This window comes from Oleidesulfovibrio vietnamensis (genome assembly GCF_055388115.1).
In genome coordinates this window covers 487,196-499,781 of sequence record NZ_AP042419.1, presented here as the reverse complement: position 1 = coordinate 499,781, position 12,586 = coordinate 487,196, and the positions used below count along the sequence as shown (strand labels likewise).

Below are 12,586 nucleotides of genomic sequence, written 5' to 3'. Positions count from 1 at the left end.
CGGCGCGCACGCCGTCAGCTGCCGTTGCGGCGGGCCCCTTGCTGCCTGAACCAGCGGGCAAAGCGGCGCACACCTTCTTCCAGAGAAATATGCGGCTCAAAACCAAGCGACTGCATGCGCGCAACATCGGCCTGCCAGCGCAGCGGGTCGCCCTGCCGCTGTGCGCCGCTGAACAGCACAGGCACATCGGCCTCGAGCCCGCGCATCAGCAGACCGGCCAGCTCTTTTACAGAAACCTGTCTGCCGCTTGCGGCGTTGAGCGTAACGCACGACACATCACGCAGCATCAGCAGTTCAGCCAGCCGGGCCAGATCGTGCACATGAATGAAATCGCGTGTTTCTTCGCCGGTGCCGCTCAGTTCCACCCTGCCGGCACAGGCCTTCACCGCCGCATCCCACAACAGCTGTTTTGAAAGCCCCTCGCCGTAGCAGGAAAACACCCGCAGAACCACGTACTCAATGCCGTACAGGCTGTGATACTGGCTGATAAGTTTTTCGCTGAGGACCTTGTGACAACCGTAGGGCGAAACAGGGCACAGCGGGGCGTCCTCGGATACGGGCAGGCGCTCCGGATTACCGTACACCGCAGCGCTGGAAGGAAAAAAGAACCGCGCAGGCACTGCCGCACGGCGCATGCTGTCCAGCACATGGGCAACAAGACGCGGTCCCGCGTCAAAGTCCTCTGCAGGATGGTTGACGGAAAACGGTATGGAGCCGCGACCGGCACAATGGACGACCACATCGGGCCGCACCTGACGCATGAACGCGGCCAGCTGCGGGTCGGGCAGAACCATCTGCCTGTATCCGGCCAGCGGCACGGAACAGGCAGGCGCGCCGCCCGTGCCGTATACACGGTGACTTTTGCCCAGCAGCGCGGCCACATGGCTGCCGATAAAGCCGTTGACCCCTGTCACCAGAACCGTTTTAACCATCATGTCTCCTGCCGCCCGGCCGGGGATTCCTGATTCTGCGCCGCTGCGCACAAGGACTGTCCCGCCTGTCTCGAAGCCTGACGCTCGGCCTTGCGGGCCGCGTATTCGTCAATCCACGGCGAACGGGAAATGCCCACAGTGTCGTACCGCCATTTAAGAAAAGAGCACACCTGATACAGCGCGCCCATATCGCCGGCGGAAAGTTCTCTGCTTTTCAGCAGCGGCACCATATCCGCCAGTGCCTGCTGCGCCTCGCGCTCCACGGCGCGCGGCGGCATGCGCCACTGGTCATGCGCGCTGTACCGCAGCGGCACGCCCCGCCACGGAATGTCCTGCGGCGCCACATCTTCGCCTACGGCAGCACGCCGGTGCAACGCGTGTACGGCATCTTTCAGACGCAGCACCGCATCCTCGGCCCTGTGCAGCCCCCTGCGCAGCCGTTCCAGCGCGGCTGTGTCCATGTCATCGTAATGAAACACCTGACTGAAATCATTCATGCAGCGCACCACTCCGCCGCCGCCTCTGCCTATCTGCGAACGGCAGAAGTCATGCACGGTAAGTCTGTGCTCGTGCACGGCAACGCATTTATCCAGATACACCACCATATTGCCCAGCTTCGCCAGCCTGTCGCCCAGTTCCATGTCTTCGGCACCGGCACCGGCGTATCCTTCATCAAAATACCCTGCTTCGGCCACGGCTTCGGCATAAATGCCAAGATTGCAGGAATAAAACGCGTTGGCACCGTAAAAGTTACCCGGCGTGAACAGCGGAAAACGGAAAGACAGGTCTGTATGTTCCAGCAGACAGCCGAAAGGCGTGCGCTGGTAATCGGCAGGAAAGGAAAAACGACCCAGCACCGCTATGCGCTCGCCTCTGGTCATTTCAAGCGCCGCCGCGTGCATGGCCAGTCCGGCAGGTGTCAGCAGCGCATCATCGTTAAGGATAACCAGCGCTTCTGCGCGCGCCTCGCGGATAAGCAGATTTCTGGCCCTGCCCGGCCCCCCGCATTGCGGCAGGCGGAACAGACGCAGCGCATACGGGGTGGACAGCGACTGAAGCGCTTCCCATGTGCCGTCCGTCGATGCATCGTCACAGACCAGCACCTCAAAGCTGTCCGCCGGCAGCGTCTGCCGTGCAAGGCACAGCAAATTTTTCACCACGATATCCATGCGGTTATGCGTGGGAATAATTACTGACAGCTTCAGCCCGCCGTATTCCTGTGTCATCGGATTCTCCGTTGCGGCCTGCACGGCAGCCCGTCTGCGGCATGCCTCATGCCGCGCTTTCCAGCCGGTCAAGATACCAGCGGTACACCTGTGCAATGCCCTGACGCAGCCCGATGGAAGGCCGCCAGCCCAGCGAATGCATCCGCGAGACGTCAAGCACCTTGCGCGGTGTGCCGTCGGGTTTTGCAGCATCAAAAACCAGCGGCGCATCCACACCCACCACACTGCGGACAAGTTCCGCCAGTTCACGGATGGTAAGGTCTTCGCCCGTACCTATGTTCACAAGGTCCGTTTCCTGCGTGCGGAACACCAGATGCACGCACGCCGCCGCCAGATCATCCACATGCAGAAACTCACGAAGCGCATTGCCCGATCCCCACACGGCGATGCGCGGCGCAGTCCCCGCAGCGTCCAGCCCCAGATGCGTCCGCACGTCGACGGGCAGCGGACCGAACACCTGCTCATCCCGTTCCACGGCCTGTATATCGCCCTGCATGACCATCCGCGCCAGATGGCATTTGCGCAGCAGCGCAGGCAGCACATGCGACGACTCAAGACTGAAGGAATCGCCCGGCCCGTAAAGGTTTGTCGGCATGACAGGCACAAATGACGTACCATATTGCCGGTTATAGGCGCGGCACATTTCAATGCCCGCTATTTTGGCCACGGCATAGGCGGAATTGGTCTGCTCCAGCGGTCCGGTCATCAGGCTTTCTTCGCGCAGCGGCTGCGGAGCAAGCCGCGGGTAAATGCACGAACTGCCCAGAAAAAGCAGCCTGCGCGCCCCGTGCACATACGCCTGATGCAGCACATTGTTCTGAATTGCCAGATTGATGTGTATAAAGTCAGCAGGATATGTATCGTTTGCCAGAATGCCGCCCACTCTGGCCGCCGCCAGAAACACCACCTGAGGCCGGTGACGTGCAAAAAAACCGGCAACGGCATGCTGGTCGGTCAGGTCCAGCTCGGCATGAGTCTTCAGCAGCAGATTGCGTGCACCGTGCCCCTGCAGACAGCGGACAATGGCGCTGCCCACAAGTCCCCGGTGGCCGGCTACAAAAATCGAAGCATCCATATCAATGGTCATGACATACCCTTACATATACAAAAGCCCAAAAAAATGACGTCCGCACACCCGGCGCCGCGGCTGCGTCGGCCGCACCCCTGTGGCAAGCAAAAACCGGTCCAGCAGCAAACACGGCAAACCGCTTCCGGTGTGTCCGCCGCAGCATCCTGATACCGCAGCCCCCGCAACCCTGCATCAGTACGCAGCAAAAAACAATAAACCACGGCGTGTTCCATGCAAGATGCAAAAGCAGGAGGTACACAGACGCCATGCCCCCTGTTGCTTTTTCCCAAGACACGGTAAGAGAATCTGCACCGCGCACGGCGCGCCGCCGCACCGCACCGGCGTGCATAAACACACGCCCCCGTCAGCACGGTGACGGTATGGCGCAACAGCCGCAAAGCCGGAGATACCACATGCAGCCGTATTTCATTGCAGAAGTTTCCAGTAACCACAACCGCGATCTGGACCGTTGTCTGGCATTTATCGAAACAGCCGCAGGCTGCGGATGCGATGCAGTCAAATTCCAGCTCTTCCGGCTGGACGAGCTGTTTGCGCCGGAAGTCTTTGCCGCCATGCCGCAGGTAACCGGACGCAGAGCATGGGAACTGCCTGAAGACTACCTGCCCGTGCTGGCGCAGTCCTGCCGCAGACACGGTGTGGCATTCAGCGCCACCCCTTTTTCGCTTCAGGCGGTACATGCACTGCAACCTCATGTCGATTTTTATAAAATTGCATCCTACGAACTGCTCTGGGATGCCCTGCTGCACGCCTGTGCCGGCACGGGCAAGCCCGTTGTGCTTTCCACCGGCATGGCAGCTCTGCAGGAAGTGGCCCATGCCGCGGACGTGCTGCGCACCGCCGGCTGCCGTGATATGACGCTGCTGCACTGCACGTCCGGCTATCCCGCCCCGCCGGAACAATGCAATCTTGCGGCGGTGGAGACCCTGCGCAGGCAGTTCGGCTGCGCCGCAGGCTGGTCCGACCATACCGTGCATGCCGGTGTCATTCACCGCGCCGTGCACCGCTGGGGTGCTCAGGTTGTGGAATTTCATCTTGATCTTGACGGCGACGGTGCGGAATACGCCAGCGGCCACTGCTGGCTGCCCCATCAGATAGCACCGGTCATCAGCCAGATACGGCAGGCTTTCAGCGCCGACGGCAACGGTGTGAAAGAGCCTGCGCCATGCGAGGAGCAGGAGCGCAACTGGCGCGCCGACCCGCAGGACGGTCTGCGTCCGCTGCGCGCAGTGCGCGCCGGTCTGGAGGCGGAACATGCATGACAGCCCGTTTGCCGTCCGTCTGCTGGCGGACGAGCCGGCCTTCGGCCCTCTGGCCCTGCAATGGATTTATGAACAATGGGGGGCCGCCCCCGGCGTGACGCTGGAAGAAGCCTGCGGCAGAACAGCCCGGTACGCAGGCAGAACAACGCTGCCCATGATGCTGCTGGCATTTGCCGCAGGCACACCGGCAGGCTGTGTGGTGCTGCGCACCTGCGACTGCCCCGCGCGGCCGGAACTCACCCCGTGGCTGGCCAGCCTGTATGTGCATCCTGCCCGCAGAGGCAGGGGCGCAGGCACCGCGCTGGTCTGCGCCGCACAACGCAACGCCGCACGGCTGGGCTATTCCCGCCTCTACCTTGTCACGGAGACCGCTGCACCTTTTTACCGGCGGCTGGGCTGGGCAACGCTGGAAGAAACACCCGATACGGGGGAAATCATCATGTATGCAGACCTGCGGCAGGAGGCAGCCCTTGGCAAACGCTGAGACAGGCCGGACCATAGCCGTGGTTCAGGCCCGCATGGGTTCTGCGCGGCTGAAGGGCAAAATGCTGCTGCCTCTGTGCGGTCGTCCGCTGGTGGATTATGTGCTCTGTCACCTCACGGCGCTGCTGCGCGGCAGGCGCCCGACGGAACAGGCCGTGCTGGACGGTGTGGTGCTGGCCACATCGGACCGGCCGCAGGATGATCCGCTGGCCGCGCACATACGCAGACACTGGCCTGCGGTACACCTCGTGCGGGGGCAGGAAGACGATGTTCTGGGCCGGTTTGTGACCGCGCTGGATTCCATGCCTGCTGAAAACGTCATCCGCGTCACGGCGGACTGTCCGGTCATCAATGCCGGCGGGCTGCGCCGCATGCTGCACGAGCTGCAGCATACCGGCTGCGACATCGTCAACTACCGTCCGGGAGCGGAATACGCCGATAAAGGCGTTGAAGCGGTTAGCGCAGAGGCGCTGCGGCGGGCGTGGCATCATCCTTCAGCCACGGCGCATGACAAAGAGCATGTCACCGCGCTGATGTACCGCCTGCCCGCAGAATTTGCCGTACGGTACATAGACGGCGATCCCCTGCTGAAAAAAGGCGGGGTACGGCTTACCGTGGATACCCCCGCAGACATGGAATTTTTCACGGGGCTCTGCGCTTCCATGGGGCGCACGCCGGACAGCCTCACCGTGCACGACATCATGCGGCACCTGCAGCGGCACCCGCAGCTTGCCGCCGTCAATGCCTGTGCCGGAGCCAAGACAACCCTGCACGAATCGTTGCGGGCCGCTTTTGTATGTCACGGCAATGGCCGGACAGGGTACGGGCACATATCCGGTGCCCTGCGGCTTGCCCGTGTGATGACACAGGACCTCGGTGCCGGAGTGGAATTCATCATGCGTCCCGATGAGCGTTCGCAGCGCCTTGTGACAGAAGCGGGATTTGCCGTTTCCCTGCTGCCGCAGGATGCCGCACCGGAAGATGAACTGCGCTTTGCCGCCCGCCGCTATGCGCTGGCTGACCATTCCTGTCTGGTATTCAATTGCTGCAAGGCAGACCTTAAACGGTATCAGGACGGCTTTGCCGCTCTGAAAAAAGAAGGCTGCCGGCTGATATTTCAGGATAACCCCCTGCCGCCCGGATGGCGGCAGGGGGACCTGCTGCTTAATGCGCTGCCCCATCCTGATTATCAGGGATACTCACCCCATGAACACCCCGCCTGTTACGACGGGCTGCAATACCTGCCGCTGCCCTCCGGATTCGCCCGTGCGGGAGCACGCAGAATCATATCGCCGTCTCTCAGGCGGGTGCTTGTGGCGCTGGGCGGCGGAGACCGCGGCACAGTGCTTGAACCGGTGCTGCTGGCCCTGCACGCAGCAGGCTGCACGGCGGCCGTACAGGTGATATGCGGCACGCGGCAGCAGGCACGCACCGCACAGCACATCATGAAACACTGCGGGCTGCGCGGCAGTGCCCTGTGGGATGTGCGCCGCATGGACAAAGCCATGGCACAGGCCGATGCAGGCATTTCCGCGCTGGGTGTGACCACGTATGAAATGGCCGCCACCGGCCTGCCGGTACTGCTGGTGACGGACAACGACCTGAACAGTGCCGCTGCGGCACAATTTGCCCGCATCGCAGGCAGCCTGCCGGCCGGAGATGTCCGTTCCATACGCGGCGGGCATGTGCTCGAAAGCCCGTTCTGCAGGCAGTTCATCAAATCTTTTCAAGAAGTTAGCAAAAGTGATGTACGCGCGGCCATGTCAGTTGCGCACAAACAGGCCGTAGACGGTAAAGGTGCGTTGCGTGTGGCCGGCATTTTGCACGATTTTTTCTCCGGAGGAAAAAAATCATGACCCCATGCCGCTGGAATGAACAGTGGACACGCAACGGCGTCACCGTGGTCCGCTGCGAAACATGCGGATTTATCCATCAGATACCGTTTCCCCCTGCGGCACACAGCACCCGGCTGTACCACGAAGGCTACTACGAAGAAATGAAACCGGACTACAGCCGCATTGTGCAGGAAGACGCCGGGCATTTCGCTTTCTGGGCGCGGGAAAAAATGGAACAGGCTGCGGCGCTGCTGTCCGCAGGCGGCACACATATCCCGGGCCGCGTACTGGACGTCGGGGCTTCGTTCGGCCAGTTTCTGCGTCACTGGGCAGCTGCCGGATGGCAGTGCGCAGGCATCGAGCCTTCGTCACTGGCTGCCGCGCAGGCCGCGCAGATTCCGGGCGTGCACGTGGTAAACGCCCTGCTGGAAGACACGTCCCCCCATACGCTGGGTGGCCCGTTTCATGTGGTGCACATGGGCGAGGTGCTCAACCACATGCGTTCCCCCCGTGAGGCACTCACCCTGATTCATGATGCGTTTATGGCATCGGGCGGCGTGCTGATAATTGAAACAAGCAACGACTTCAGTCAGCTGCAGTATGCTGCGCTGCAACAGACCCGTCAGGCTGTGCGGCAGCAGGACATGTGGTGGATAACGCCTGACCATGTAAGTTATTTTTCCATGGACAGCCTGTGCGCACTGCTGGAAAAGTGCGGCTTCCGCATTGCCGTGCGCGATGCCACGTTTCCCATGGAGCTTTTCATCATGCAGGGCGACAATTATCTGGACGCCCCGCAAACCGGCAGGCAATGCCATAAACGACGCGTGGCCGCCGACCTGAATCTGGGCCGCGGACCGCAGGGCGGACTGCGCAGGACGCTGTACCGTGCCCTTGCGGAACAGGGAGCGGGCCGCTCACTTCTTGTTTACGCGGTAAAAGGAACTACCGAATGACGCCCACCATTGTGTTTGACGGCGGCTACACCCTGTGGAGCGCCGGTGACGACGCGCCGCTTGCCTTTATGACCGACGGACTTGCCCGCCGTCTGGGCTCCCCCGTGTTCAAGGCGTTTGTCCGGCATCCCCATGCCTCTTTTGACAGACGGTTCGGCGTGCAGACACTGCCCAATCTGGAGCATGAATCCAAAGCCGGAGCCGCGGGACGCTGGTTCCGCGGGCTAAATTTTACCGATCCGCGCGGCGAACTTGCGGCTGTTGCCGACACCGTTGCACAGGCTGATCTTCTGATCATGGGAGCTGGCAACTTCATCACCGAAGTGGGTATGGACGTGCTGCGCGGCCATCTTCCGCGGTTCTGCACCATGGCTCTCATGGCCCAGATGGCCGGAACGCCGTATATGCTCTTCGGACTGAGCGCCAATGTGCTGCACAATCCGTGGGCCGTCCGCGCAGCAGGCTGGCTGCTGCGGGGTGCCGCCGCTGTCACCTTCCGCGAGCGCATGGCCGTGGAAAATCTGCGCTCCTGCGGCGTGGCCCTGCCGGAGCATACGCTGCTGCCCGATGCCGCTCTGGGCGCACCCCGTGCACCGCAGGGACGCGGAGACGAAATACTGCGGCAGGAACAAATTCCTTCCCGTACTGCTGGACTCAGACTGGCACTGGCCGTACGCGACCTGTCGTGGATGGGCAGCCATGCCGCCGCACTGTACGAATGGCATCAGACAGAACTGATAAACCTGTGGTGCGCCCGCAAGGACAACGACGTGCTGCTGGTGCCGCAGTGCTGCTACCATGCCGATTCCGGCATCACCGACGACAGAGTTCTGGGCCGCACCCTGCGCGGACGCAGCCGGTTTTCTGACAAAGTGCATGTAATTGAGGGCTGTTACCATTACGACGACATAGAATCGCTGTACACACAGGCTGACTGTGCCGTGGCCACGCGCCTGCACGGCAGCGTGTTTGCCGCACGCATGGGCATACCCGTTGTGGGGCTGGCATACGAAGACAAGGTGCGCGGATTTTTCGGACAGCTGCAGGCGGAAGACCAGTGCCTGCCGTGGGATGCACCGGCAACGGATATTCTGGCCCTGCTGGACAGCCTGATGCTACGGGCGCAGGCCGTGCGCGACCACATGCTGCACCGTATAGAACAGCTGCAACAGCAGCTTGCAGGCTACATCGACATTGCGGCAGCACTTGCCGCCCCTGCCGGAGACCACACTCCATGAAACCCTGCATACTGATAGTGGGCGCGGGCCCCAACCAGCTGCCCGCCATAGAAAAAGCCCTTGAGCGCGGATACGAGGTGGCCGCGACGGACATGAATCCGCAGGCACCGGGGCTGCGCAAAGCCACATATGCAGGCATCGCCGACACACGCAGTCCGCAACAGACCGTGGCGTTCGCCCTCAGCCTGCATGACCGCAGACCGCTGAACGGCGTGATGACCATCGCATCGGAAAGCGCCGTCACCGTGGCCGCCGTGGCCGAAGCCCTCGGCCTGCCCGGCACAGGTACCGCGGCCGCCATGAAGGCCACCAACAAAGTACTGCGGCAGGAAGCTTTTGCCGCGGCGGGCGTACCCGCCCCCTTGTACGCGCGGGCACAAAACGCCGCACAGGCATGCGCTGCCGCGCAAAGACTGGGCTGGCCCGTGGTGGTCAAACCGGCCGACAGTGCCGGAGCACGCGGCGTGCGCAAAGTGCCGCACCCGGATGCCATGGACGATGCCGTGGCGGAGATACGCCGCATTTCGCAACGGCCTGAATTTCTGGTGGAAGAATTTCTTACCGGCACCGAACACAGCATCGAAGGCATTGTACTGGACGGACGCATACGCTGGACGGGTTTTTCTGACAGAAACTATGACCGCAAGGAACTGTATCCGCCCTATTTTCTGGAAGACGGAGACACCCTGCCGACCATTCTTGCCCCGCAGACTCTGGCAGCGGTGCACCGCGCCGCAGACATGGCGGTACGCGCACTGGGTATCACCTGCGGCCCTGTCAAAGGCGATATTCTTGTCGATGCCGCGGGTCCGCGTGTTCTGGAAATGGCTGCACGTCTTTCCGGTGATTATTTCTGCAGCGAAACCGTGCCGCTGCACAACGGAGTCCGCCTGCTGGACATGGTGATGGATCAGGCGCTGGGGCTGCCGGTGGATTCCGCACGCCTGATACCGGACCGCTGCAACGGCGTGGCCCTGCGGTATGTCTGGCCGCGTCCGGGCAGAGTGACCGCGGTGACAGGTCTGGAAGAGGCCCGGAGCATGCCGGGCGTATACGCCGTGCGCTTTGAACCGCACTGGCAGAACCTGACCACCGGCACTGTGATTTCTCCCGCCACATGCATGGGAGAGCGTGTTGCCTCCGTCATGGCCACGGGCGATACACGGCAGCAGGCCGTCAGCCGCGCCGAAGCGGCCGTGCGGTGCATCCGCATTGAAACAGAACCGGTGTGACCGGACGCAGAATCCCGCACCGCAGCACCACACTTTTTTTGAACAACGGACGGTACCGCTGCCGTCCTCAGGAGAACATATGGCCCCGCAATTCTGCACAACCCCTGTGCCGGTACCGCCTGTACACACAGGCTACAGACATATCGCCACACCGCTGCCGGTGCCGGAATCCCTTGCACTGCTGGAAGAAATGCGCGCCTGCGAACCCCGTTCGGTTGACTGCCAGCCGCCGCTGGTCTGGCACGGCGCACAGGGCGTGCAGGTATACGACCCCTACGGCAACATCTGGCTTGATTTCACCTCGGGCGTGCTTGTGACCAACATCGGCCACTGCCAGCCCGAAATGGTGCAGGCCGCCCGGGCAGAACTGGATGCACACCGTTTTTTTTCGTACTGCTTTGCCACTGAACCGCGTATCCGGCTGGCCCGCAGACTGGTGGACATGCTGCAACCGCACATAGGTACGGCATGCAAAGCCTTCATCATGAGCACCGGTTCCGAGGCAACGGAAAACGCCCTGAAACTCGCACGGGCGCACGGCCTCAGCCTGCATCCCGAAAAAAACGTCATCGTCAGCTTTGACCGCGCCTTTCACGGACGCACGCTGGGCGCGCAGCAGATGGGCGGGTACCCCGCAGCCAAAAGCTGGATAGGCAACCTTGATCCGGCATTTGTACAGGTGCCCTTTCCCGACGGACTGCACTGCACGGACACGTCATTCAACCTTTTCAGCCGGCGGCTGGCGCAGCTGGGCATCGCCCCGCAACGCGTTGCCGGTGTTATCATGGAAAGCTATCAGGGCGGCGGGGCCAGTTTTGCCCCCGAAGAATACATACGCGAACTGCGCAGTTTCTGCTCCCGCCACGAGGCACTGCTCATCATGGATGAAGTGCAGTCCGGATTCGGCCGTACCGGCAGGTTGTTCGCCTTTGAACATTACGGCATCGCGCCGGACCTTGTCTGTCTGGGCAAGGCCGTAAGCGGCGGGCTGCCCGTTTCCGCCGTGGCAGGCAGGGCCGATGTGCTGGACATGCATGCCCCCGGTTCCATGACCAGCACGCACGGCGGCAACCCCGTCGCCTGCGCATCGGCAGCGGCCAATCTGGAGGTGCTGCTGCGTGACGGACTGACAGAAGCTGCCGCCGCCACAGGGCACATTCTGCGGCAGGGTCTGGAAGGTCTGCGGCAGCGGCATGCGGGGCACATAATGGCCATACACGGCAGGGGCATGGTACAGGGCATCCACGTGGGCCGGACAGAACCGGACGGCACCCCCTGTCCGGACGGGGCGATGGCTTTTGACGTGACAGAGCGGGCATTCCGCAAGGGCCTGCTGCTGTTCGCTCCCGTGGGCACAGGCGGCGCAACCATCAAAATATGCCCCCCGCTGATCATGCAGCCGGACGCCGTGCTCGAGGGGATCGACGTACTGACACAATGCTTTGATGAAGCCCTGTCCGCCGGGACAGACCGCTGAGGAACATTCATGCATCCACAGACAGAAAACAGCGGCAGTTTGCTGTACCGCGGCTGCGGGCGTGCGGGTCTGCACTGGGCCGTCACTCCGCAGAACGCGCAGCTGGAATTTATCAGCGCGGGCACCGCAGTGCTGGCGCGGCAGGAAACATTATCTGCCGGCAGCCCTGAAGACGAGTGGGCAGTCATACCGCACAGCGGCCGGTTGCTGGTTTCGTGCACGGGGCTGCCGCAAGGAACCGTCATTGGCGGCAGGAAAGACGTCTTTGCAGGGCAGGCCCACGCGCTGTATCTGCCCCCCGGACACACCGCCGTGCTGACAGCGCTGGATGCGGCGGAATGCGCCGTGGTACGCGTGCCTGCCCATGCCGACCGCTGCAGTCCGGTGCCGGTGGTCATCTCTCCTCAGGACAACGGACGCCGCATAGTGGGCCGTGAACAATGGCTGCGCAACGTCTATGATGTCATTCCGCCGGATTTTCCCGCACACCGGCTGGTGCTGGGAGAAACGTACAACCTGCCCGGCAGGTGGTCCAGTTATCCGCCCCACAAGCACGATACCGACGCCCCGCCGCATGAAACGCAGCACGAAGAGGTCTATCTGTTCCGGCTGGACAAGCCTCAGGGGTTCGGAGTGCAGCATGTGTACGCTCCCGCGGGCATCCGCGGGCCGCAGCTGGACGAATGTTACGCCGTGCGTGACTTTGATGTGACAGTGCTGCCCCGCGGCTATCATCCCGTGGCGGCAGCTCCGGGGTACAGCCTGTATTATCTGTGGGTGCTGTGCGGTACGCAGCGGTGCAGCATCATTGCCGACGACCCCGCCCACGCCTGGATACACGGGCTGACCTGATCGCCG

11 protein-coding genes are annotated in these 12,586 nt (G+C 62.4%); 8 read left to right on the top strand and 3 right to left on the bottom strand.

Annotated elements, in window-relative coordinates; all coding sequences use genetic code 11:
• Positions 1-14: 14 nt before the first annotated feature.
• From ACZ5D1_RS02155 to ACZ5D1_RS02145, 3 genes are read right to left on the bottom strand one after another with little or no spacing between them, the layout of a single operon-like run.
• Complete coding sequence (locus ACZ5D1_RS02155) at positions 15-935, bottom strand: NAD-dependent epimerase/dehydratase family protein (RefSeq protein ID WP_081428059.1); 921 nt, start codon at positions 933-935, stop codon at positions 15-17.
• Positions 932-2,158, bottom strand: a complete 1,227-nt coding sequence (locus ACZ5D1_RS02150) for a glycosyltransferase family 2 protein (protein ID WP_011366559.1) — start codon at positions 2,156-2,158, stop codon at positions 932-934. Before ACZ5D1_RS02150 ends, ACZ5D1_RS02155 begins: the two co-directional genes overlap by 4 nt.
• Before the next feature lie 46 nt (positions 2,159-2,204).
• Positions 2,205-3,245 carry a GDP-L-fucose synthase family protein gene (locus ACZ5D1_RS02145; RefSeq protein ID WP_464555750.1) on the bottom strand — a complete coding sequence of 347 codons (1,041 nt, stop codon included), beginning with the start codon at positions 3,243-3,245 and terminating at the stop codon, positions 2,205-2,207.
• A gap of 395 nt (positions 3,246-3,640) precedes the next feature.
• On the opposite strand from ACZ5D1_RS02145, the gene ACZ5D1_RS02140 reads away from it, so the two are divergent.
• The 8 genes from ACZ5D1_RS02140 (at position 3,641) to iolB (ending at position 12,580) form a co-directional block, all read left to right on the top strand.
• Positions 3,641-4,507, top strand: coding sequence for an N-acetylneuraminate synthase family protein (locus ACZ5D1_RS02140; protein WP_011366557.1), 867 nt, complete (start codon positions 3,641-3,643; stop codon positions 4,505-4,507).
• Positions 4,500-4,991, top strand: coding sequence for a GNAT family N-acetyltransferase (locus ACZ5D1_RS02135; protein WP_464555748.1), 492 nt, complete (start codon positions 4,500-4,502; stop codon positions 4,989-4,991). Before ACZ5D1_RS02140 ends, ACZ5D1_RS02135 begins: the two co-directional genes overlap by 8 nt.
• Positions 4,978-6,846, top strand: coding sequence for a cytidylyltransferase domain-containing protein (locus ACZ5D1_RS02130; protein WP_464555747.1), 1,869 nt, complete (start codon positions 4,978-4,980; stop codon positions 6,844-6,846). Before ACZ5D1_RS02135 ends, ACZ5D1_RS02130 begins: the two co-directional genes overlap by 14 nt.
• On the top strand, positions 6,843-7,781 hold the full coding sequence (locus ACZ5D1_RS02125) for a class I SAM-dependent methyltransferase (RefSeq protein WP_011366554.1): 939 nt from the start codon (positions 6,843-6,845) through the stop codon (positions 7,779-7,781). Before ACZ5D1_RS02130 ends, ACZ5D1_RS02125 begins: the two co-directional genes overlap by 4 nt.
• On the top strand, positions 7,778-9,019 hold the full coding sequence (locus tag ACZ5D1_RS02120) for a polysaccharide pyruvyl transferase family protein (protein WP_464555745.1): 1,242 nt from the start codon (positions 7,778-7,780) through the stop codon (positions 9,017-9,019). The genes ACZ5D1_RS02125 and ACZ5D1_RS02120 overlap by 4 nt, the downstream gene beginning before the upstream one ends.
• Positions 9,016-10,251: an ATP-grasp domain-containing protein gene (locus tag ACZ5D1_RS02115; RefSeq protein WP_464555743.1), complete on the top strand. Its 1,236-nt coding sequence runs from the start codon at positions 9,016-9,018 to the stop codon at positions 10,249-10,251. Before ACZ5D1_RS02120 ends, ACZ5D1_RS02115 begins: the two co-directional genes overlap by 4 nt.
• Positions 10,252-10,330: 79 nt before the next feature.
• Positions 10,331-11,728 carry an aspartate aminotransferase family protein gene (locus ACZ5D1_RS02110; RefSeq protein WP_464555742.1) on the top strand — a complete coding sequence of 466 codons (1,398 nt, stop codon included), beginning with the start codon at positions 10,331-10,333 and terminating at the stop codon, positions 11,726-11,728.
• A gap of 9 nt (positions 11,729-11,737) precedes the next feature.
• Positions 11,738-12,580 (top strand): 5-deoxy-glucuronate isomerase, encoded by an 843-nt coding sequence (iolB, locus tag ACZ5D1_RS02105; protein ID WP_011366550.1) that lies wholly within the window; start codon positions 11,738-11,740, stop codon positions 12,578-12,580.
• The last annotated feature ends 6 nt before the right edge of the window (positions 12,581-12,586 follow it).

Excerpts from the sequence above, each read along its gene's own strand:
- ACZ5D1_RS02150 (WP_011366559.1), bottom strand. The coding sequence starts at position 2,158 with ATGACACAGGAATACGGCGGGCTGAAGCTGTCAGTAATTATTCCCACG.
- ACZ5D1_RS02120 (WP_464555745.1), top strand. The coding sequence starts at position 7,778 with ATGACGCCCACCATTGTGTTTGACGGCGGCTACACCCTGTGGAGCGCC.
- ACZ5D1_RS02125 (WP_011366554.1), top strand. The coding sequence starts at position 6,843 with ATGACCCCATGCCGCTGGAATGAACAGTGGACACGCAACGGCGTCACC.
- ACZ5D1_RS02145 (WP_464555750.1), bottom strand. The coding sequence starts at position 3,245 with ATGACCATTGATATGGATGCTTCGATTTTTGTAGCCGGCCACCGGGGA.
- ACZ5D1_RS02140 (WP_011366557.1), top strand. The coding sequence starts at position 3,641 with ATGCAGCCGTATTTCATTGCAGAAGTTTCCAGTAACCACAACCGCGAT.
- ACZ5D1_RS02115 (WP_464555743.1), top strand. The coding sequence starts at position 9,016 with ATGAAACCCTGCATACTGATAGTGGGCGCGGGCCCCAACCAGCTGCCC.
- ACZ5D1_RS02110 (WP_464555742.1), top strand. The coding sequence starts at position 10,331 with ATGGCCCCGCAATTCTGCACAACCCCTGTGCCGGTACCGCCTGTACAC.
- ACZ5D1_RS02155 (WP_081428059.1), bottom strand. The coding sequence starts at position 935 with ATGATGGTTAAAACGGTTCTGGTGACAGGGGTCAACGGCTTTATCGGC.
- ACZ5D1_RS02135 (WP_464555748.1), top strand. The coding sequence starts at position 4,500 with ATGCATGACAGCCCGTTTGCCGTCCGTCTGCTGGCGGACGAGCCGGCC.
- iolB (WP_011366550.1), top strand. The coding sequence starts at position 11,738 with ATGCATCCACAGACAGAAAACAGCGGCAGTTTGCTGTACCGCGGCTGC.